This window comes from Arenicella chitinivorans (assembly GCF_014651515.1).
GTDB classification, from domain to species: Bacteria; Pseudomonadota; Gammaproteobacteria; order Arenicellales; family Arenicellaceae; genus Arenicella; species Arenicella chitinivorans.
This window is the reverse complement of the sequence record NZ_BMXA01000002.1, coordinates 823,789-847,952: the sequence shown is the minus strand read 5'-3', so window position 1 is coordinate 847,952 and position 24,164 is coordinate 823,789. Positions and strand designations below refer to the sequence as shown.

11 protein-coding genes are annotated in these 24,164 nt (G+C 52.1%); 2 read left to right on the top strand and 9 right to left on the bottom strand.

Features of this window, described 5'->3' with window-relative positions:
- Positions 1-13: 13 nt before the first annotated feature.
- Both lolA and IE055_RS18005 read right to left on the bottom strand, forming a co-directional pair.
- Positions 14-646 carry an outer membrane lipoprotein periplasmic chaperone LolA gene (lolA, locus tag IE055_RS08940; RefSeq protein ID WP_189399932.1) on the bottom strand — a complete coding sequence of 211 codons (633 nt, stop codon included), beginning with the start codon at positions 644-646 and terminating at the stop codon, positions 14-16.
- A 3-nt stretch (positions 647-649) separates the two neighbouring features.
- Positions 650-2,974: a DNA translocase FtsK gene (locus IE055_RS18005; RefSeq protein ID WP_189399930.1), complete on the bottom strand. Its 2,325-nt coding sequence runs from the start codon at positions 2,972-2,974 to the stop codon at positions 650-652.
- Between the two features lie 317 nt (positions 2,975-3,291).
- Here IE055_RS18005 and trxB point away from each other — a divergent pair, with 317 nt between their 5' ends.
- Together trxB and IE055_RS08925 are read left to right on the top strand one after the other, a co-directional pair.
- The gene (gene trxB / locus IE055_RS08930) at positions 3,292-4,254 is read left to right on the top strand and encodes a thioredoxin-disulfide reductase (protein ID WP_189399927.1); all 963 of its coding nucleotides are present in this window, start codon (positions 3,292-3,294) and stop codon (positions 4,252-4,254) included.
- Between the two features lie 20 nt (positions 4,255-4,274).
- A complete protein-coding gene (locus IE055_RS08925) occupies positions 4,275-4,820 on the top strand; it encodes a Smr/MutS family protein (protein WP_189399925.1) in 546 nt (181 codons plus the stop codon).
- A 34-nt stretch (positions 4,821-4,854) separates the two neighbouring features.
- Here IE055_RS08925 and IE055_RS08920 read toward each other — a convergent pair whose 3' ends face one another.
- From IE055_RS08920 to IE055_RS08890, 7 genes are all read right to left on the bottom strand, one after another.
- Positions 4,855-6,012 (bottom strand): aromatic ring-hydroxylating oxygenase subunit alpha, encoded by a 1,158-nt coding sequence (locus IE055_RS08920; RefSeq protein ID WP_189399923.1) that lies wholly within the window; start codon positions 6,010-6,012, stop codon positions 4,855-4,857.
- Positions 6,013-6,109: 97 nt separating this feature from the next.
- Positions 6,110-6,976, bottom strand: coding sequence for a 4'-phosphopantetheinyl transferase family protein (locus IE055_RS08915; RefSeq protein WP_189399921.1), 867 nt, complete (start codon positions 6,974-6,976; stop codon positions 6,110-6,112).
- 17 nt (positions 6,977-6,993) lie between these two features.
- Positions 6,994-7,623 (bottom strand): MaoC/PaaZ C-terminal domain-containing protein, encoded by a 630-nt coding sequence (locus IE055_RS08910; RefSeq protein ID WP_189399919.1) that lies wholly within the window; start codon positions 7,621-7,623, stop codon positions 6,994-6,996.
- 40 nt (positions 7,624-7,663) lie between these two features.
- On the bottom strand, positions 7,664-9,358 hold the full coding sequence (locus tag IE055_RS08905; protein ID WP_189399917.1) for a cyclic peptide export ABC transporter: 1,695 nt from the start codon (positions 9,356-9,358) through the stop codon (positions 7,664-7,666).
- Positions 9,355-10,290 carry a cupin-like domain-containing protein gene (locus IE055_RS08900; RefSeq protein WP_189399916.1) on the bottom strand — a complete coding sequence of 312 codons (936 nt, stop codon included), beginning with the start codon at positions 10,288-10,290 and terminating at the stop codon, positions 9,355-9,357. The genes IE055_RS08905 and IE055_RS08900 overlap by 4 nt, the downstream gene beginning before the upstream one ends.
- Positions 10,291-10,316: 26 nt before the next feature.
- Complete coding sequence (locus IE055_RS08895; RefSeq protein ID WP_189399914.1) at positions 10,317-17,702, bottom strand: non-ribosomal peptide synthetase; 7,386 nt, start codon at positions 17,700-17,702, stop codon at positions 10,317-10,319.
- Positions 17,699-24,121, bottom strand: coding sequence for a non-ribosomal peptide synthetase (locus IE055_RS08890; protein ID WP_189399912.1), 6,423 nt, complete (start codon positions 24,119-24,121; stop codon positions 17,699-17,701). The genes IE055_RS08895 and IE055_RS08890 overlap by 4 nt, the downstream gene beginning before the upstream one ends.
- Between the last annotated feature and the right edge of the window lie 43 nt (positions 24,122-24,164).

Genomic DNA, 24,164 nt, shown 5'->3' with positions numbered 1-24,164 from the left:
AACCGATACGTGATCAGTGAACGAAATCGACACCTTCAGGTAATTCGAGTTCGAACAGGGCAGCGGGCAGCGACTGATTGGTTTTGACGTTTGTCAAACGCAAACGCGTTTCGTTAGCCAACATATCGGTTATCAGAATTTGCGCAAGCGCGCCGTTATCAAATCCAATCATCAACTCGTTAAAACCAGCATCGTCGCTTTTAGGGCGCAGGGCAACCCAACTGAGTCCGTCCGTCAAACCGTAATCAGTGATGGTGAAAACGTCGTCCAACTTTTCACCGGATTGCACTAGCACAATCGTCGGCGCCTGCTGCACCGCCTCATCAAAGCTGCGCACATTAGCGCTGGCCAAGTCAGGCTCGTAGAAAATAATCGACTCTCCATTGGAGACAATCTGCGGGCCGCGCTCAAAATCTGGATCGGCCGACGCAGTATCCCATCGAAACCTACCGGGACGAGACAGCGAAAAAATTCCTTTGGCAGTCTCGATCGTCATCCCACCTTCATCGGTGATGCGTTGTTCGAAGTCTGCTTGTAAGGTATCGACCTGTTTCAAGAAATCGCGCAGCATCACTTCGGAGGCCGAACTCATGGAGCTCATACAAAGCAAGCCCGTCAGACAAACACACTGTATCCAGGTACGCATTACTCAATCCTCTATCGGTGGCGGCGCAATGACTTCTCGGCGCCCGTTTTCTTCTGCCGGCGTAATCACACCGGCCATCTCCATGGTCTCGATCATACGGGCAGCGCGGTTGTAGCCCACTCGCAACTGCCGCTGCACGGATGAGATGGATGCTTTTCGAGTACGGGTAACGAACTCAACAGCCTGGTCGTACAACGGATCATTTTCAGGATCATCATTCACTGCGTCGTCGCGAAACGCGCTTGGCAACGCATCATTGACCTCTTTTGGCGCGCTCAGAATCGATTCATCGTATTCCGGTGGAGCTTTGCCCTTGAGCGAGGCCACCACGGCATGCACTTCTTTATCCGACACAAAACTGCCGTGAACACGCTCTGGAATACTGGTTCCTGGTGGCAAGTACAACATATCACCATGGCCGAGCAGCATCTCAGCGCCCATTTGATCAATTACCGTACGCGAATCGACTTTAGATGAAACCTGAAATGCGATTCGGGTCGGAATATTGGCTTTGAGCAGACCGGTAATGACATCCACCGACGGCCGCTGCGTCGCCAGGATCAAATGCACGCCCGAGGCGCGACCTTTTTGCGCCAGCCGTGTAATCAACTCTTCAACTTTTTTTCCGACCGACATCATCAAATCTGCCAGCTCGTCAATAATCACCACCAGACAAGGCAATTCTTGCAATGGTTCAGCCACCTCGCCCTCGCGCACCATCGGATCAAGAACGGGATTGCCGGATTCTTCTGCGAGTTTCACTTTGCGGTTATAGCCAGCGAGATTACGCACGCCCAGTTCCGACATAAGCTTGTAGCGGCGCTCCATCTCAACGATGCTCCAACGCAGCGCATTCGCCGCCTCACTCATATCCGTCACCACAGGACACAACAAATGCGGAATGCCCTCGTAGACTGACAATTCAAGCATCTTTGGATCAACCATGATCATTCGAACTTGCTGTGCGGTAGCCTTGTAAATCAAACTCAAAATCAGCGCATTAATACACACTGACTTACCGGAACCGGTGGTACCCGCAATCAGCACATGAGGCATTTTAGCCAGATCCGCAATCACGGTTTTACCACTAATGTCTTTTCCCAACACCAACGCCAAGGGCGAACTCATGTCCTCGAACTGGCTGGATGACAACCCTTCGACTAAGCGCACTATTTCACGCGACTCATTGGGGATTTCAATCCCGATGTACGACTTACCGGGAATATTTTCGACCACCCGCACACTCATAGTCGACAAGGCACGGGCAAGATCCTTTGCCAGACCGGTGATAGTTGCAGCCTTGATTCCAGGTGCCGGATCGATCTCAAACCGAGTGATAACTGGCCCTTGGTGCACACTGACCACTTCGACTGACACGTTAAAGTCAGCAAGCTTTTTCACCAACAGGACGGACAAAGCATTAAGCTCCTCGTCAGAATAGCCAAACACCTGAGCTTCTGGCGGGTCAAGCAGTGACAAAGCCGGGAGCGCGTCATTGGAACTGTGCATGGAGTCGAACAAGGTGGTTTGCTTTTCTCGCTCCATGCGACCACTGTCTTCGCGCTTGGCATCGGAGGGCGCAATCTTAGGCATGATGGTAGGTGCAACTTTGACTTTTTCTTTTAGCTCAGTCACCGTTTCCTGGCGCACAATCCGAGCTTTAGCTCCGATTTCGCGATCGACCTTCTCTTCACGCTGATTTTGCACACGCTCAATCAACCCAAAGATCGCCGCACCAATATTGTCCATCAATCGAAACCAGGACAAACCGCTAAAAATTGTGATGCCGGTCAAGAACAGCGTCACCATCAACAAGGTCGAACCAATCTCCCCAAACATGTCGACCAGGCCACCGGTCAACCAACCGCCTAGATAACCGCCAGCATTGAAGTGCTTGGTGGCTGCCCAGTGGTTAAAGTGAAGATTCTCCAGCCCACAACCACCCATCACGGTAATTAGAAAGCCAGCGGCAATTAATACGCGCTTAAAGTATGAGGGTTCTGCGGTGTCGTGACGCTTACGAAAGTAGTTAATCCCGAGTGCCAAAATCATAATCGGCACCAAAAATGAAATGTAACCAAAGCCATGCAACAGCATGTCGGAAAAGTTCGCACCAAATTGGCCGCCCAGATTACTGACCTCGCGCCCCGCCCCACCACTGTGAGACCAACCCGGATCCGCCGGATCATACGTCATCAAGGACAGCAGTGCATAAATGGACAAGAACGCACTCACCACCACCACAATTTCAGAACTCAGCTCTCTGACGCGTGGTGAAAGTAGGCCCTGCTCTGTTTCTTTGATCTGTTTTCGTTTCGCCTGGGGCATACTGATCTATCTAATTACTCAATCACGTTTTCGCGCGAACCAGTTGATCGTTACTGCGCAAAAACGTCGAAAAATAAATGTGAATGGTAAAACGCGTTGCGCAAAGGATTGAAAGTTGCAAAGAAACGCCCATAAACCGTGTATTCTAACGCGAAAATTTATGAATAACACCATTCCTAACGATACGTTATGCAATCAATTCGACGCTCAGCGTTGTTTTGTTTTACTGACTGTCAAAGCGAAGTCAAATTCATTAAAATCGTGCGCTAAAATTTACCCGATTAAAAATCACATTTTCAATTACGGAGTTTTCCCACATGTCTGATGTCAAACACTGCAAGGTTCTGATTCTTGGTTCCGGGCCAGCCGGCTACAGTGCTGCGGTCTATGCTGCCAGAGCCAACCTGAACCCAGTATTAATCACTGGCATGCAACAAGGTGGACAACTCACGACCACCACCGAGGTCGACAATTGGCCTGGCGACGATCAAGGCGTTGATGGAAACGAATTGATGGCGCGTATGTTGCGTCACGCCGAACGCTTTGAGACTGAAATCGTGTTCGACCACATCCACACCGTGGATTTTAGCAAGAGACCATTTACCTTAAGCGGCGATTCCGGCACCTTTACTTGCGATGCGCTGATCATCGCCACTGGCGCATCAGCCAAGTATCTTGGCCTGCCGTCGGAAGAAGCATTCATGGGCAAAGGTGTCTCGGCCTGCGCAACGTGCGACGGGTTTTTCTATCGCGGCAAACCGGTTGTGGTCGTCGGCGGCGGTAACACGGCTGTTGAGGAGGCTTTGTACCTATCAAACATTGCTTCAGAAGTGACCGTAATCCATCGCCGTGATGAATTTCGTGCCGAAGCCATTCTGGTTGACCATATTCACGACAAGGTTGCTAACGGCAATATTAATGTTGAATGGGATCACACGCTGGACGAAGTGTTGGGCGATGACATGGGCATGACCGGTGTGCGCATCAAAAGCACCAAAGACGACAGCACCAAAGAAATTAAGGCCGACGGGGCATTTATCGCCATTGGTCACAGCCCCAACACCGGCATCTTTGAGGGCCAACTGGACATGCAGGGCGGCTACATTAAGGTCAAAAGCGGTAGTGAGGGCAACGCCACAGCCACCAGTGTGCCCGGCGTATTCGCCTGCGGCGACGTCATGGATCACGTTTACCGGCAAGCGATCACATCTGCTGGTTCTGGCTGCATGGCGGCACTCGACGCAGACAAATATCTTAAACAGCTAGAGCAAGAGAGCTAAAGCTCGGCGCGACCAGCGACATGGCAGGCGACCACTCAGATAGAATGCACCGACTTCTGGGGCATGGCGTTAAGCCCCTGAAGCAGGATCGTGTTCGTCCGTACCGTAAGCCGCTGGACCCAACGCCGGCGCAGCGCCTCCTAGACGAGCAACGGGTCATGGACGAGCTCTTGGAGGAGTCGGATGAGAGTGCCAGCTACGAGAGCGGGGATGAACTCAAGTTCCTACGTTCCGGGTATTCGTCTCGGTTGTTGAAAAAGTTGCGTCGCGGTGACTATGCCATTCAGGACGAGCTGGATTTGCACGGATTGATCGTCAGTGACGCCAAGCGCGAGACTCATGCTTTCATAAACCAATGCGCACTGGAAAAAGTAAGCGCGGTGCGTATCGTACATGGTAAAGGTCGGAATTCGGCGGGCCGTATGCCAGTATTGAAGAATATGCTGATTGGCTGGCTAAGTAAAAACCAACACGTGGTTGCCGTCGTATCGACACCTGCGAATGATGGTGGTACTGGTGCCGTGTACGTGTTGTTGGGCACAACTCGCCGCGCGACAGCGCGCTAACGCGCAGACGATCGGCTGGTTTAAGTGCCCTACCTCACATGTCTGTCTGTTTGAGGTATCTGTCCACCGTATCACTGAAAACCTTGAGCATTAACTCGTTCTTGCCCAACACTAACTTATCGATCGCCCCGGCATCCACGCCTTGTTGTAACTGCTCAGACACCCAAAAATCCTCGCGTTCGTAGGTAACCCCATCTAACACCGCCACCGTTTTATCGTAGTGCGCTTTTTGTGCATCAGAGCTCGGCAACTCTGGCACCAACAACATGTGTCGCCAAGTGCTCGTGCCAGGCTTATCGCCAGGCCACATCGCGATCACCGTATAACTGGTGGGATGCGCGATCATACACACATTTGGGAAAATAATGTTGGTTGGGGTTATGTACTCCGCCATCGACTGGGCACTGAGATCGGCTGAACGCAACTCATCGACATTTTTGCGCGGCACAAAGGATCGGATATGCGGCCCAAATGTCTCGCTAAAAGCCACATTCTTGACAAAAAATTCCGCAATCGAATCACGGTGCAACGTTGCTATGTGGTACGACTCCAGAAACGCGTAGATCGGAAATTTCCAGTTTGCATTTAAGTGCCGAGTCTTATCAAAGTACACCGAATATGAGCCCAGCTTTAGTGCTTCAAATTCCGGCCCTAATCCATTTAAATAGCGCTCAATCGACGGTGGTTTGGTGGTGCCGGTTTCCTGGATCAACCACAAGAACCCATAAGCCTCTTCAATGTGACCACGCGGCAACCCCAGCTCAGTTTTATCCAGACCAGGAAACAGGTCCGACCTAGGCACCGCCAATAAACGACCATCAGCGCCATAAGTCCATGCATGGTACGGGCAACTGAAACGTTTTTTGCAACCCGACTCGCTGTGCTCCAGCTTAGTGCCTCGATGTTGACAGTAATTCATCAACGCGTGCACCACGCCGGATTGGTCGCGCGTGATCAACCACGACCGTCCATCGACCTCACGCACGAGATAATCCCCCGGGTTGGCGATTTCAGAGGTGTGTGCAATCATCAGAGGTAAACGCCGAAACATGGCCTTCTCGTCTGATAAACGCGATTCACACCGATAATCACTGGCCTCTAAGGTCTGCACCGACGCTGACTCATCGCCGCGCCCAAGCTCGACCATACTCAGCAGTTTATTGATCTGTTGACTGTAGAATTCCGCCTTCATTGCTTACACCGTTGTTCGCTTATCTAGATAGCAGCCTCAAACACCACAATACCATAGAATCCCGCCGACGAATTATAGCGTGGCAGGCACGCATGGCTTAGGCTTCGCCTCTCGCGCGTGACGTTCGCCGTATCCGCTCATAGTGAAGAGGCCGACACTGCAAGCCCTCATGCAAACTGAACACCGAGGTTCGCAATGGTGGAGAGGGCTCAAAAGATGCTGCACTTACCGTAACTAAGCATGCACCCAACACTTGAATCTGGTCTATCTCTAGGTCTGTGTAAGTACGCTCGACGCGGGACGCGGGCACGGTCGCAAGCACCGAATCTGCGCTCATGTCACAAATAACCTCTGACAGCGCATGGTGCAACGTGGTGCCACACGCTTTAATCACAGACTCCTTAATTGTCCAATATTCAAGAAAATGACGATATTGTCGCTCAACCGGCATTCGCTTAATCGAATCGACTTCATGTGGTGCAAAAAATGACGACGCAATTCCAAACCAGGCATCGGGCCTCACAGCATCGTCGGGAAGCAGTTCCATATCGACGCCGATGGCCGTGCGGTGACTGACAGTCATGACCACATAGGGATGACTGTGGCTCATACTAAAGCCGAACGCATCAGCATTAAAATGCGTCAGCCTTGGCTTCCCCTGTGGGCTGTGCCGAACGTTAATGCGTTGACGATTCGTTGTTGCATTTGGGCAATCTAGGCTGGCCCCTTGCAAATAATGCGACAGCACACAATGGCGCAACCAACGACTCACGAGAAAGCGATGTTGGTCGTGCGCGAACCGATATGCGTTGAGACGAACTATCTCGTCCTCTTCAAGGTGCTGTTTAAACTCGGCAAGTGCGTCACCCGCAGAAAAGTCTTCCGTATTGACCAGCCAAACATGAACATCGTTCGGTGAGGCAAGCTGGATATCCCGCCAAGCAAGCGCCTGTACCGCACTCAAAACTCGGTATCGTCCGGCTAGAAGTAAACCCGAATCGCAACGTCCGACTCACACAGGACTCGCCGTTTGATGGCGTCACTCCGAGCAATGATCTGGAAGCGCAAGTCGACGCGCCGACCTTGTCGTTCACAAGATAAAAGCGTGGTCTTCGCCCGCACCTTAGCGCCACATCGTGCCGGGTTGATGAAGTTCACATTATCCAAGCCACAATTGACGACGAATTTGGCATCGGGATAATACTTCTCACCGATGGCACGAATGCCAGCCAGTTCCGGCAGCATGGCCAACAGCAAAAATCCATGAGCCACGGTCGTACGATAAGGTGACTCAGCTCGGCAGCGCACAGGATCCGTATGGATCCACTGCGCATCCCCCGTCAGCTGTGCAAAATCGTCGATCTGCTGCTGCGTGAGCGTAAACCACTCGCCTTCCATAAGTGTTTGGCCGAGTAGAGGCTGCATTTCAACAGCGAGTTGAGCTGCTCGGATTACGCGGCCACCTGGTTGTGCGTCGTCGCCGCCGAGCGGTAAACCGGCATCTCTTGCCAAGCTGCCAGATGTCCATTTGGCAATCAAATTATCAAATTCGAGGTCACTAAACGCCGGTAGATTTCGGCTCTTTTCCTTGAGATAGCTCAATACATTCATTTTTTCGACTCAGTTCAGTGTTCGTTGTCCAACGAAGTGTCTATGCGGACCGTTTAAGATCGTGCGAGTTTTGATTAAAGCTCAACCCCTGACGATGCTCGGGGAATACTTCAGCAACAACCCCAAGGTCGAACTTGAATAGCCGATCACATTGATCAAAATAGGCTTCATCATGGGTAATTGCAACCACCATCTTGTTTTGCGAGCGCAACAGCGGCAAAACGTGATGGTAAAATTGGTGACGAAAATAAGGATCTTGGTCTGCCGCCCACTCATCAAATAAGCATATTGGCGCGGCTTCTAATTGCGATTGAATCAACGCTAGGCGCTTACGTTGCCCCTGCGACAAATCGGTGGTTGAGAATCGCCCTTCCACCACATCCACTTTGTGGTCCATCTGCATTTGATGTAACAGACCATCTACCTCAGATTGGTTCTGACAAGGTTGACCATGGTCATCGAGAATATCCGCAAACAGGTAGAAATCCGAGAAAATCGTCGTAAACAAATTGCGATACGCCTGCCTTTGAGTATGCGTTTCAAGTGGGACACCGTCAATCAAAATTTCACCTTTAGACGGCGCATACAAGCCGCACAGCAACTTTGCAAACGTGGACTTTCCGCTCCCATTACCGCCACAAATAAAGCATGTCTGGCCACGCTGGAGCACCAAGTTGATGGGCCCAACTGAGAACCCCGAGTCAGAATTGTGCTGTGGATAGGTGAAACACACATTTTTGAATTCGATCGTGGACCATGCCGCGTCGATAACCGACTCGAGCGGACCCTCGAGTCCTCCATCATCAATCGTCAAGGCATGTTCAAATTGGCGAACGCGGTCGTAACCCACTTTGGCATCCACCAAACTGCTAAATGAATCAATAATAAAACTCAACGGACCAACCATGTAGATAAACACCAGCATCGTGCCAACCAACACCTCCGTTGTTACGCTGGGTAGAAATGCATTCGCGCCAAATAACATGCCGACCATGGCACAGAACACGAATGCGTTACTAATATTCGTAATCAAGGCAAAGTTAACTTGGCTATTAACAGTGTTCCTGCGCGCCGACTCTGCAGTTGGCGCGAACAACTGGTCATAGAAGAAACGTTTGCGCTGATGATTTAAATTCAATTCCTTGCTGCCTTCAACCAACATCTGGTACTGCTCAAAGAGATCATCATCGTTGCTCCGTAAGCGCTGCAAAATCCGGGTGGCACGCGAGAGCAGTAACGAGACAGTTAGAATGGCAACGCTAATCACCGTCAGCACAAACAACAATATCGGGACCGAGAGGTAACCTATATATCCCAGCGCAATCATCACCGACGCCAAACTGTACGTGTATTCTGGAATCACCGAAATACCCTTGTTGATGCGTGCTGTATCACTGGTTAATGCGGCGTAAGTACGATGTCCCCCAAGCCGCTCTGTTTGCAAGTAAGATGCTTGGAGCAATCGATTCACCATCATGGTTCTGGTTTTGGCAACGACGCCAGCACTGAGCTTCGCAAGAACGTATTGCGAGACCACGCTTAGCAGCACCATCAATGCAATTAAGCCAAGAAACAATGGCAACGCGTTGGCGGTAGTTCCATTTTGATCTGACACACTGCGAATCTCACCATTCAGCAATGCCAAAATCAGGATACCAATACCCGCGCTGACAATGCTAAGCGCGGACGCCAATGCCAGCATTCCCCCATGTTGCTTTAAAATGAAACGTATCATGCGCTTTGCACCAGCGGCGCATCCACTTGGTTTACATCGTCGAGCTGCGCCAACACATCTTGTACCTCGCTCACCTTGGTGCCCGCATGCGCGTAGAAGTACTTTAAGACTTCAAACTCAGGATCGGCTTCCGGCCCATCATGCAGGTATTGTCGAAATTTTGCTGAGCCTGCTTGGTGAATGAAATTCCACGTAATTGAAATGGAGTCTTCCACCACCATCACGTCATGCAGCCAACCATGCGGAATATAGAGCAGCTCACCGGGATGAACTAACCCGCGATAATCCGGTTCAACTAAGGGCTCCGCAGAGTTCGGATCACGCACGTCAATAAATCCACCGAACGAGCTTGAATCAGGTCCTTGCTTGAGTTCGTCAGTGCGATCAGGATGGTACAAAAGATACTCCTTGACGCCAGAGAACTGGTTTACGATCGCATCACTAAAAAACGGATCTCGATGCAGTCGAGTTCGCGCCCCGCGCGCTGCTACCAGTACACCGCGGTACGGAAACAAGTCGAACACCGGGTTGGCTTGCCTCCCATGACGAGCAAGCGGAACCAATAGCTCAGTCTTAGGAATACAATCGGGTAACACCCAACATTCATTAAGTCGTTCAAAGGCTTCGTCCCCCCATGGAAATTCGACATCTTTCAAACGGTTGTACCAACGAACATACGGTGCGGCTTGCCCCGGCTGGCCTGGCTTTTCGAAATAGCGTTCTAGGTAACTTCCCAGCGTGGCAATGTCTTGCAGCTCAAACAAAGTGTCGTACACTTGCGTCGTTAAATCCCCAACGCGCTCTTTAAACGCACTGGAAGTCCAGTTTGCCGCATCGAAGTTTACATCCTTGATAACGCAGGGTTGATTCGCAGCGATGTGCTCTACCACAAACTGGTTCTGGGAAAGCTGATCTAGTATCTCTAGTTGCATGGTCTTAGTCCGAAAAAGTAGTGAGTTCAAGCGATCTTCTGCCGTGTATCCGATGCACTTGGGGTCAATAAAAAGTCGTTAATTACGCCTGCACACTGCGCCGCATTGTCGGTCATGAGCATGGTGTCATGCTCGCCGGGCACGGTTTGCATACAGACCCGGCCAGTGGTCAATCGCGCCTGTTCAGTCAAAGGCGCCACCACTGTTTCAGCGGCGTAAACTGCTAGCACGTCAGCCTGCAATCCACCGTCGATGACGTGAGATGTCGACAATTGCGCATGCACGCTGTAAACGCCATCCAGCTTTTCCACCAACTGCGCGCGCGCCTGCGGTGATTCGACCGATGCCAGTAGAAAGTCTGCCATGGCCTGTTTTACTTTTTGCCCTTGGTGACGCGCCTCACCATGGTCCGAGTTGTGTGGAGGCGACGGTGACACAGCCGGTTCGGACGCCAAGCGCCAACGAAACCCACTGTCGAGAAGAACTAATCGGGCTGTATGGCCGAGTGATTCCATTAAGCGCACGAGTTCATACGCCACTTTTGCCCCCAGCGAATGCCCGACCAGCACAAACTCGCCGCAAGCTTGAACCTTTAAAATTTCAGCCGCGAACGCGTCCACCATCTGCTCAAGTGACGTATGTGGCGCGTGCGCATCCAATACACCTCGATGATTAAACGCATAGATCTCGAAATTTGGCAGGTGACGCGAAAGCGCGTGAAAAACCGCCGCCGTGCCAAGCGCACCAGGCACACAGAACAGTTTTGGCTGACTCGAAGCATTTGACGTTAATCGGGTCATGAGTGGCGCATCCCCAGTCGTGCTCTCGGCAATACATCGTGCCATCGACGCCAAGGTGGTGTTGGAAAAAATGTCGTGGATACTTACGCCTGCGTTGAACTCAGTATTAATGTCGAGCATCAAACGGATAGACAACATCGAACTACCACCCAGCTGAAAAAAATCGTCATCTACACTGATGTCTTCGGTCTTTTGATTAAGCAACCTTGCCCACACCTCGCACAATCGCAGCTCCATCTCATCACGCGGTGACACAACCTTCTTGTGAAGATCGCCCCCCGTAATCGGTGGGAAGCGCGCGGTATCAATCTTGCCGTTCAAGGTCAGTGGAAATTGTTCAAGAACCCAGACAAACTCCGGCACCATATAGTTGGGTAACACGCGCCTAAGAGACTGTTGGATCTGGTCGACAGGAAGGTCTTCCGGGCTGATGTGCTCGCTTACTTCAATGTATGCACACAGACGTCGCCGCTGGGTGCCGGGAGTCACCGGCGCCAAGACCTGTGCGCGTGCCACGCCCGATAACCGCAGCAGGTGGCGTTCGATCTCAGCCAACTCCACGCGATAGCCGCCGAGCTTGACTTGATTGTCAGCACGCCCAACATAATGCAGTTGATTATCCGACACTCGGACCAGATCGCCGGTGCGATAAATCCGGCATGATGATCTAAAAGGCAGATTGTCTACGAACGCTTCTTGAGTCCGTTTGTCATCCTGCCAATACCCCAAAGCAACCCCAGCACCGCCAATATACAGTTCACCGACGCAGCCCGCCGGTGCGAGAGACTGATCCGGCGCAAGCACCAGGAGTTCTGAGTTCGGAAGGTTATGACCAATCGGAATTGCGTGCTCTAAATCGGTCTTGTCTGTAATCGTGTATGCACTCGCAATGATCGTGGCTTCAGTCGGACCGTACGTATTAATAATCCGAACCTGACGACCGACACAGGCGCGCCAACGTTTCACCAACTTGTTACACAGTCGTTCACCACCCAAAACAAGGGTGTGCAATTGAGGCAATTTGAGTTCGGTATCCTCGTCAAGTTCGGTGACCAGCTGTTGCCAGAAACTGGTTGGCAAGGACATCACCGAAATGTCGAACGCGTCAATCTTGCGCCAAAAATGCGCTCCGCCTGCGACCATTTCATCCGTGCGAAGCGCGAGACTCGCGCCAACAGAGAATGCCATCGATAGCTCTTCAAAGAAAATATCAAACGCTGTCGAAGAAAACTGCAGCACCCGATCGCCTGGCTGAATGCCATACAACTCGTGAGTGGCCTGAATGTACGACACCAATGATTCGTGACTCACAGCAACCCCTTTGGGTTCGCCGGTAGACCCAGAGGTAAAGATCAAATACGCCACTTGTTCTGCTGGCGCGCTTCGAACACTCGACGAAACACGGGGTACGGTCGTGTCAATACCTGCCATGACCTCGGGCGCGTTTAGATTAATGACCTTCACCTTGGTCTCTAAACTACTCTCGAAACCCGTGCCATTGGTTAGTAACCAATGCGCTTTGCTTTGCGTCAAAATCTGACGATTGCGCTCACTCGGCGCGCTGGTATCGGTGGCCAAGTACACGCCGCCCGCGCGCATCACGGCGAGCATACCAACAATTAAGTCAGTCGATCGTGGCAGCAACACGGCCGCGACATCGCCGACAGCGAGGCCCTGTACCACCAAAAAATCGGCCAATCGCTCAATACGTGCGTCCAACTCGGCATACGTCACCACGGTATCAACATCGATAATTGCTGGTTGATTTGGCGCCACCTTGGCGTGATGGGCCACGTATTGATCGAAATACAACTGGCTGGATTGTGTCGCCTGAGGCACCGCCGGCGTGACATTGATCGTGTCAACTGCGCTCCGCGCTGCCGTACTACTCATATGCGAAATCGCCCCCAAACGACACAGTGGCTGATCCGCGATGCAACTCAAAAGCCGCATGAAATCCGTGGCCATCTGATGGATCAGGTCGGGCGAAAAAATGGCGGTGTTGTATTGGAAATTAAAGAAGTAGCCCTGCGTCACCGCAGTGGCATCGACCGTGAGTTCAAACTTAGACACCGCTTCTTCATAAAACTCCGGGGTCAGCATCGCCCCTTCTAACTCCACCGGTTGCCCGATCACATCATCCAAGGTGAATAATATTTGAAACAGCGGAGATGTCTGCACCGAGCGCTGCGGATTAAGTCGCTCCACCAACAGTTCAAATGGCACTTCCTGGTTCGCTTGCGCTGCCAAGTTAACCTCGCGCACTTGCTGCAACAAGTCGACAAAGGTCATGGCTTGGTCCGGCCGAGTTCGCAACACAAGAGTATTGACAAAAAAGCCAATTAGCGCCTCCAGCGAGGAATGTGTTCGGTTGGCAACGGGCGTTCCCACCACAATGTCCTCGGAGTGACTATACCGACTCAACAACATGGTAAAACCCGCGTGCAATACCATGAAAAAAGTACTCGAGTGTTGGCGTGCCAAGGCCTTTAACTTGTCAACCACAGGCTGGTCGAGCAAACAGCTCACACCGGCTCCGACATAACTGCGCTTCTCCGGCCGAGGGCCAAGCATGGGCAAGCTATGCGATGCGGGTAGATCAAGCAGCTGCTGCTCCCAGTAGGCTAACTGCTGCTCAAACGCCGCGCTTTGTCGCCGCGCTTTTTGCCACACGGCAAAATCGCCATATTGCAACGCCAGTGGTGGCAGCGCGAGCTCTTGGCCTGTGGCGCGCGAATTATAGAAACGTCGAAACTCGTCGACGAGGATACGCACAGACCAACCATCCGAGGCGATGTGATGCATATTAAATAGTAGTTTTCCGCCATCCTCCGCTGTTCGCACGAACATGGCACGCACCGGGGTATCCTCTGCCAAGTTAAAGGTGGTTGACGCGTCCTGCGTTATCAGGTTTTGCACCGCTTGGTCACGTGCACTGGGCTCCAAGTGACTAACATCCATGACCTGCAAGGTGAAGTCCGCATGTGGCTGCACTGCCTGCTCGGCCATATCGGCAGTCCGATGGTAGCGTGTGCGCAAGATAGCGTGTCGCTGAACAACTTGCTGCAACGCCCACTCTGCAATTGACGGATCGAATTTACCACTCAGATCCAACACGCTTGGCATATTGTAGTGCGCACTACCTTCCTCCATCTGATCGATAAACCAGATTAATTGTTGACCAAACGACAATGGGATTGTCTGATCGGCCTGTGTGACACGCCGTGGTGCGTCTTGTGCGTCCGATTGGCCAGCAGAAAGCACACACGCAACAAACGCTGACAGCACGGGCTGATCAAACAGGTCACGAATGGAGATGGCTGCATTAAACCGCTCTGTGACAGCCGATATCAAACGAATCGCCAGCAAGGAATGCCCACCCATGGCGAAAAAATCACTGTTTCTACCGATCAACTCCGGCGCAACCGCCAACACATCGGACCACAGGTTCCGCATTTCAAGCTCTTCTGCGCCAACCGGCGATTCAAGTGCTGTTGTCGCCGCCTCGGTGACCTCAGGCAGCGCATGAACATTGATCTTGCCGTTCGGCGTTAAGGGCCACTCTGACACCGCCACCCAAGCATCCGGAATCATGTAACTCGGCAATGAACCCGATAATACCGCGTGCCAATCCGGCTGCACGTCTAACATAGCGGCTGAGTTGGGGACGTTTTTGTAGTACGCAACCAGGCGAGGGTCTTGTTGCGGTTTGCCAGCAACCGCACGCACAACCACCGAGTCCAAGCCCAATAGAGCTACGATTGTTTGCTCGATCTCGGCTAATTCTATTCGATAGCCACGAATCTTCAGTTGATGGTCAATACGGCCTAGAAATACAAGTTGCCCCGAATCAAGCTGTTTTACCCAATCTCCGGTGCGGTACATTCGCTGCCCATCAAGGATTGGAAACGCGGCGTCGGTAAGCTCAGGATGGCGCCAGTACCCTTGAGCTAAGCCCGGCCCAGCAATGTATAGTTCACCCGGCACACCGGGGGGAACATCGCGCCCGTAGCGATCCAATAAGCGGTATGCGCCTGCTCCAAATGGCTTCCCAATGGGCGGAACACCGGTGTCTTCTAGATCCAGCTCATTGACACAAAACCCAATCGTTGTCTCGGTCGGACCATAGTGATTTACGTAACGACAACCTTTTTGGTCCGCCGCGCGTCGCAAACGACTGCGCAGCTCAACAGGAATTGACTCCCCACCGAAGAACACCCAGTGACACTGTGACTGCACCCGAGCAATGCCGTCTTCATCGCCCGTCAGCGCACTGAAGTGACTTGGTGTTAATTTCATAAACTCTATCTGCTGGTCCTGAATAAAGTTTAGGAACAAGTCTCGATCAAGCGACGTCTCTGCACTGGCAACCCGCAACGTTCCGCCCGTTGTCAGCGACATACAGATTGCGGTGTTACCCAAGTCCGTGGCAATTGAACTCAGCACCGCGTAGTTAAGTCCATCAGGAATGTCGAACTGCAGTTTTAGCCCCTGGACATAATGCGAGACATTAGCATGCGTTATAGCAACGCCCTTGGGCTTGCCGGTCGAGCCCGAGGTATAGATCACGTAACACAATGACGTTTCAGGGTCATAGTCAACACCCAGATTCGTGTCACTTAAGGCGCTGATGACGCGCATGGCGTCTAAACTGTCAAGACTGACACAGGGAACCAATCCGGAAATTGCCTTTGCTGTCCCAACGCTAGCAAGGGCGAAGCGAACCTGGGTATCCGAAAAAATGTGCTTAAGGCGCGCTTTCGGCGCGTCCGGGAGGAACGGCACATAAGCCGCACCCAACTTCATGATCGCCAACATCCCAAGGAAACTATCGGCCCGACGCTCGCACGCCAATCCAATAAGATCGCCTTGTTTAACCCCCTTAACTTTGAGAAAGCGTGCTAGTTGGTTAGCTTTTTGATTGGCTTCGTGATAACTCAGCGCAGTCGTCGAATCCGACACCGCTAAGCGCTGCGGCGTGTTGGCAGCGGTCTGTTCAAATGCATCAATCAAGCTATGGTAGCGTTGCTGGGTCGTCCCAATAATCTGACACTGTGGGAGCTTGCGAGTTGCCGGCAATGGAATGTCACGCAACACCGCTCCTTCATCGGCGTCAATTATCGATTGCACAACCAAAATCAGCGCATCCAGCATGCGTGTCATTGTTGTGTCTTTGAACAGCGCGGTATCGAAGTTAAACGCGATACGCAGTTCACTGTCTTCCTCAATGATAGCGATAGTTAAATCATACTTGGCTGATGTATCCGGCTGAGTGATTGGTGTAAGCGCCTCACCGTTTAACTGTAACTGAACCTGATCATTGGTATCCATGGTGAACAGAATTTGGAATAACGGCGAGACACCATTAATACGCTCTGGATTCAATTGCTCAACGAGGTAACTAAAGGGAATTGACTGATGCTGTTGCGCACCAACATTCACTTCCCGGATATGCTTTAGAAAGTCTCCGACGGTTTGGTTCTCGTCGCAGCACGAACGAAGCACCAATGTATTAACAAAAAAGCCAATCAGCGGTTCCACTAGCGGGTTCACCCGATTACTCACTGGAGTTCCAACAATAATGTCTTCGGCATTCGAGAAACGCGACAACACGAGTGTTAACGCAGCATGTAGCAACATAAAGCTGGTCACACCGTGTGCGGCTGCGCGTGACTTGAGCCTCGCGCTTTGTGCAACGTCTAACCGACTGATTATTGTTTGTCCGACTCGATTGGAACGCGTCTTGCGCTCACCATCAATTGGTAACGAATGGTTGAGGGGCATGCCCTCGAGCCGCTGGCACCAATATTGGCGCTGCGTCTCACACTCCGTACTTGCCAGCCAAGCGCGTTGCCAAACGGAATAGTCCAGATACTGAATTTCTAGCTGCGGTAACGACGCTGTACGCGACTCACACAACGCATCGTAGTACTCAATAAATTCGCGGATCAGAATCGCCTCAGACCACCCGTCCGACACAATGTGTGGCATACAAATTGACAATATACGCTTAGATGGAGCGGCCACGTACCGCACACTCAGCATGCGAGCTTGTGCGAAATCGAATTCGTGATAGCCGTGTTCGTTGACACACCTTGTCAGCGTTTGCTCGGTGGCATTCTGCGTTCTATCTAAGTCAATACGCTCTATCTCGAAATGCCAATCGTCCTCAACTGTTTGCAGCACCTCGGTACCGCGATAGACAACGCGCGTCCGCAGCACCTCATGGCGTTGAATAATTGCCTTGAATGCCGCTTCGGCGAGGTCAACATCGAACCCCTTGGAAACCTCAAATGCACCGAAGATATTATAGTGGTAAGATTCACCGGCAAGCTGATCGGTGAGCCACATACGCTCTTGGGCAAATGAGGCTGGATAATAGTGACCGGCGCTGCGTTCAACCCTGGGGATATCACGGGCAGCGTCCGCGTCGACAACCTGGCCTTGTTCTCGGTCTTGCAAGTAATCCAGCAACGCCGCCTTGTGCTCAGCAATACGCGCTTTGATCTCAGCCGACATCACACCATTGGCAGCACGCGCTTTAAGTCTTCCGGACTCGGAATAGAGCTCGATACCCGCATCAGCGGCCTCTTTGAGTATCTGATGAATCAAAACTCCACCTCCTCAATTTCATCCTTAGCAAGTTCCTGCATGGACACCATTGCTGCCTTTTGGCTCGCAATAAGATCAATCTGCGATGCCATAGTTTCGATTGTGCGGTGATCAAAAATGTCGCGGATTGGCAACTCAATGGTGAATGCATTATTAATCGCGCTCACTAGACGCACGCCTAACAAGGAATGTCCGCCAACAGCGAAAAAATCACTCTCAGCAAACAGCGTATCAAGCTCAATGCGCAATAAACTGGCCCACAGCGAAGCGAGTGTCAATTCGGTCTGTGTGCTGGGTGACTTGCCTTGGGTTGCGACTGCTGGAACCAGCTGTAGCAAGCGTTTGCGGTCAACTTTGCCATTGACGTTCAACGGCAAAGCATCGATCACGCAGATAAGATCTGGCACCATATAACTCGGTAACAGGGCCATGAGCCGACGACGAATCGCTTCCTGATCCGGAGCAATTTGACCCGACTGGGGCGTAACAAAACCAACTAATTGCTGCTGATGCTTCGCGGGCGCATGAACAATTACTGCGGCGTCACGCACACCATCAACCCGTCGTAGTGCGGTCCCAATGTCTTCCAATTCAATGCGTAGACCACGAAGTTTAACTTGGTGGTCCTTGCGTCCAAGGTACTCGATTTTCCCGTCCTCAGTGCGCCGCGCTAAATCGCCAGTTAAATAAAGCCGATCATCCAATGACCCAGTCGAGTATGGATTGCGAATAAACACACGATCGGTCAATTCAGGATCATTGATGTAACCATCACCGACGACTGGTCCTGAGACCGCGATCTCCCCAACCACACCAACCGGCACCAAGCCGTGGTTGGAATCCAAGATGTGCACTTTGGCGTTGGCAACTGGCCTCCCGATCGAAACTCTATCTACCGGCTGAGAAATCCGCTCGGTGGTGACATCATCTGAACACTCTGCGGGACCATACGCATTGATCAACGGAATGGCAGGGTATCGATCGAACCAGTCGCGCACCAGATCTGCGGTCAACGCTTCACCAGTCGGCAACACGACTCTGAGTCTAGGTAACGGTACGGGATTACTCAGTACCGCGCGCATCATCGACGGGACGGGCTCCCAAACATCGATATTGCGCGCATTGATGTGTGCCTGCAGGGCATCTGGATCATGCGTAATACAGGTCGGCACAATCTCAGTGCACGCCCCCAGCGTCAATGCCGTTAGAAATTGCCAAACCGAAATATCAAAACATTGGGAGGCGGTTTGTGCAATGGTGTCATGCTTGCTCAAACTCAAAGGGGCGACCTTCGCCAACATATTATTGACCATACCGCGATGGTTCACCATCACCCCCTTGGGCACTCCCGTGGACCCCGACGTGGTGATTACGTACGCCAAATCATTCATCGACCAGGCGATAGCCGGGGCCTGCTTGGTGGTTTGTTGCAGTAATGTGTCCAGCGACACCACCGTATCGAGGTTTGCAATGGCAGGATGTTTTAGCAACTCGGCATCAGTAACAACAATCACGTCGGGCTGCGTCTTTTCAAGCGTCAAGTTGGTGCGCTCTTCTGGGTGATTCGGATCCAACGGCAAGTACGCTGCACCCGAACGAAGAATGCCTGTGATCGCAGTCAATAGTGCTAAATTACGCTCCGAGTAGACTGCCACAATCTGGCCACGACCAACCGCTCGTTGATACAAGTTCAACGCCACTTGCTCACTTTGGGCAGAGAGCTGCTGGTACGTCACGGACTGATCTCGATAGCAGGCTGCCATTCTGTCAGGGTGTGTTGCAGCCGCCTCGACAAACAGTTCTGGCCAGGTCTTGGTTATGAGTTCGGGTTGTGCTGTCGCATTAAACTCCTCAAGCAACGCTACGCGCTCTGAGGCATGCAACATATCAACTTTGCCAACTTCCAAATCCGGGTTTTGACACAATTTCACCAACAGCCGTTCGAAGTGTTTTGCCAATCGCGCAATGGTCGACTCCTTGAACAAATCCGTGGCAAAGTTCCACGTTAACGTCAACCCGGCAGCGTTTTCATGTACGTCTAAACTGAGATCAAATTGCGACGCAATCGAGTCTGGATTAATCACTTCGGTCTCAAGCCCGTCGAGCGCCCAGTTTCCTATATCGTTATTCTCCAAGGTGAGCATGATTTGGAACAAGGGGTTGTATGCTGCAGAGCGCTTGGGCTGCAAAGCATCCACAAGGAGCTCAAACGGCAACTGCTGGTGTGCGTAGGCGTCCAGCGCGTTCTGCTTACACTGGGCCAGCAACTTGGTGAACGTGGTGGTTTCATCAAGTTGCGTTCGGTATACCAAGGTATTGACGAAAAAGCCCACAAGGGATTCGACTTCAGATTGCTCGCGATTCGCCACCGGTGAGCCAATCACGATATCTTCGTCACCGCTGTAGCGATGCAGTAACACACTAAACACCGCCTTCAACACCATAAACAGCGTGAGCTGACGACTCGACAGCAACTGGTACATACTTGCCAGTTTGGACGTTTCGATGTTCGTAACTAACAGCCCGCCGGTATGTGATTGCTGTGGTGGGCGAGCAAAATCAAGCGGCAGATTGTGCACCGCCGGTATCCCCGTTAAATGCGGCAACCAATACTCCATATGCTCATCAACCGCGTCGGCAACCAGTGTGTGACGCTGCCAATATGCATAATCGCGATACTGTACCGGCAGTTCGGTGAGCAGGGGAGTCTGGTCGCTGGCGGCATTATGGTGAGCGTACAATAAGGTTAGCTCACGCATCATAATGCCTTGCGACCATCCATCAGAGGCTATGTGGTGAACCGTCATAATCAACACCGACTCGGCCTGTTCGATTTGCAGAAGCACGCAACGCACCATCAGGTCGCGACTCAGATCAAATGGTTGTTCGACATACTGATTAATTCGCGCGTTGATAGCCTGCGCCTCAACCATGCGCTCGGAGAGAGGCACTACCTGCACCACCTCTGATGGCGGCGCGTTAACCACTTGCACTTGTTCGTCGCCAACTTCATGGTAAGTGGTACGCAGCACAGAATGGCGTGTGAGCAAGTCGATAAATGCGTGATCTAACGCCTCCACATTTAAATCGCCGCGCACACGAATGGCGACACTGGCATTGTACTCACTGCCGCCAGGCTCAAATTGATCAATAAACCAAATACGCTGCTGGGCATAGGACAACGGAATGGATACATCATTGGGTGCGCAATCAATGGTCTGCTGTTCAGCACTATTACTAGATTCAATATAGGCGGCTAACTCGGACAATTCTGGATGCGCAAAGACATGACGAATTTCAATTTCCACCGCCCACGTGGAGCGAATTGCTGCCACCAAGCGCACTGCGCTCAGTGAATGACCACCAATATCAAAAAAATTGGTGGTCGCGCCGATAGTCGACACGTCTAGATTGAGAATGTCAGCCCAAATCCCGGCCAACGCGTGTTGCTGGTCTGACCGCAGGTTCGCAGACACGTTCTCATCCGCCGTCACTACACGCTCCAATTGCAACGCAGCAAGCGCTTTACGATCAATTTTATCCGCTGCATTACGAGGCATTTCGGGCAGACAAAGGATGGCCTCTGGCACCATATGCTGCGGTAACTTGGTGGCGGCAAACTGACGAAGCTCCGCGACCTCAAGCGTCGCACCGGCCTTCGCGGTACAGTAGGCGGTTAACGTTTCATTGGCCTCTTCGCCTTGCAGTATTACCACCACGTCACCGACCGTCGGATACGCGGACAATGTCGCTTCAATCTCTCCTAGTTCCACACGATAGCCTCGAATCTGAACTTGGTGATCAGCTCGACCTAAAAACATCAACTGCCCATTCGTGTTCCAAGCCGCCAAGTCGCCGGTGCGATACATCACTGAGCCATGCACACCCGACGCGTGCGTGAACGGGTTGGCAATAAACTTGCTGGCCGTTTTTTCCTCATCTCCCCAATAACCCAAGCCGACACAGACGCCAGATACACACAACTCACCCGGCACACCAATTGGTAATAGCCTGTTAGTGGAGTCAACCACGTGCAGCGACGTGTTACTGATGGGTCGACCGATGGGTACCGCAGTGGCATCGTCCGGTAAAGCATGTTGTAACACCTGCACAGCCACATCATCCGAAGTCTCGCTAGGACCATACGCGTTCACCATTGGAATGTTGGGAAAACGCTTAAACCAATCGGCAACCAACGACGTTGACACCGCGTCACCGGTCGTCATAATCCAATTCAATGACGCCAGAGCAGCGCATTCGGCTGGGTGCTCGGAGAGTCGATCCAGCAATAGACGAATCACCACTGGCACACATTCGATTAACTCGACTTGTTCAGTTTCAATCACACGCAATAACGCGTCGATGTCCGACAAAGACTCGAAAATCACCGTCTTTCCGCCGGTCAAGACCGGCGCCACAAATTGCCACACAGATATATCTGACGAAGCAGACGCACTCTGCAAAAATGTCAACGGCGTGACGTCGTCGCCAACCATCAGGCCGAGCAAATCCAACATCGCATCAACATGGTGCACCGCACCACCGTGATGTACCACCGCGCCCTTGGGCCGCCCAGTCGAACCGGAGGTGTAAATGAGATAGGCTGGAGCCGCCGCATCATTGTCCTCAGCTTGATACTCATCATCGAGCATCGAATCCGCACGCGCGAGAATGTCATCCATGGAGACACATTGAAGGGGCGAGTAATTGCACGCAAGATGAGCGGTCGACTGATCAATTAATACCAACGATGGCTGCGCATCGTCCAACATAAACCGGATGCGCTGCTCCGGATTTCGCGGATCGAGAGGCACATACACCGCACCCAAACGCCAAATCCCGAGCATTGCGGCAAGAAACTGTGGGCTTCGGTCCGCATAGATTCCAACCAAACTTCCAGCACCAACCCCCTGCTCTTTTAACGCAGCTGCAATTTTGTTAGCGTGATTAGCCAGTTGACGATAGGTGAACTGGATCTCGCCGCCGGACACCGCAATCGCATTCGGTGTCTGCGAACACTGGTCTGCAAATCGCGCTGCGATGGTGTTCGAAAAGGCGTACTCGACGCTGGGCCCTGAGAAATCAGACAGCAGCATGTGCCGTTCACGCGGTGGAATACTGGATACCGAGTCGATGGCGCTGCTTACCGGCAACTCAGTGAACTGCTGCAAGATATGTGCCAACCTAGCGGCCAGCAACTCAACCTCAGCGACAGGCATGAGCGCCTGATGTGCGCTCAAGTACAGCCCCAGCGGTTGTACATCATCAAAGTCAATCATTCGCACATGCAATGCGGCTTGTTCCGTGCCACTGAACAGGTAATGAGCGATTAACTCTTCGCCTTCGAATAAATAGTTGGTTCCGCGATATTCGTAGTTGAATACCACGTCGGTCAACATCGCCCGACCAGGCGGCAGAATCGACTCGTCCCTGAGCAACTGCGCCAACGGAAAGTCCGTGTGGCGATAATTCTGGCGCAATTCCAACCGCACCTGCTCTATTAGCTCAGCGATGCTTAGACTGTGACTTGGATTAAGCCGACACGGAATGTCACCGGCCATGGTACCAAGCATATTCTTTTGATGGTGGTTCTTGCGACGGTGCACCGGCACCGCGATCATCATTGTTTGTTGGTCGTAAACATTGGAAAAATACGTTGCTAAAGCCGCAAGCCCCAAGTGTTGCAGACTTACCCCCAAACGCGACGCCAGCGCGCGCAGCGCTTGCTCAACCTTGGGCTCTAAGTTTAAACGATAGTGATGAGAGGCTTTAGACGGGTGTTGATACGAATCGAATATCAATTCGGGCAACGCAGTTAATTTATCGCGCCAAAACGCCCAATCTTTAGCAAATTTTGGCGATTGCAGGTAGTTGGCGTGACGATCGACCTCGGTGGAAAAATCAGTAATGCGCGCCAACTCCGTTGCATCACCATTACGAGCAACCACGTCATATGCGATACCCAGCAACCGACAAACACTGGCAATCGCGTAGCCATCGGCCAAGATGTGATGACTTTTGAGGACGATCCAACTGACGCCGTCTTGAAAACGATAATGCTGTACCACGAACAACCGCTCGGCCAAGATTTCAAACGGTTGCGTATAAAATGACTGGATACGCGCCCGAGCGCTCTCACGCGCCTGCGCGACCGGCAAGTCGGACATATCCGTGTGCGCAACCTCAACACGCTGCCCAGTACGTAGTGACTGAACACACTCACCTTGATCACCCAGCTGCAGCGTCATGGTCAGTGTATCAACCTTGGCACACAAGAGATCGAGCGCGCGTTGCAGTAGCTCGGGGTCAACGTGCTGACTCGTCTCCAAACTGACGCCAACATTATAAAAGGGCAAATCTGGTTGTCGGCTCTGATCGAAGTAGATCTCCGACTGCATGGATGTCAATCTCTGGAACATAACAATAGGTCACCAGTTAAGCTCACGAGCTCTCTACCAAGCT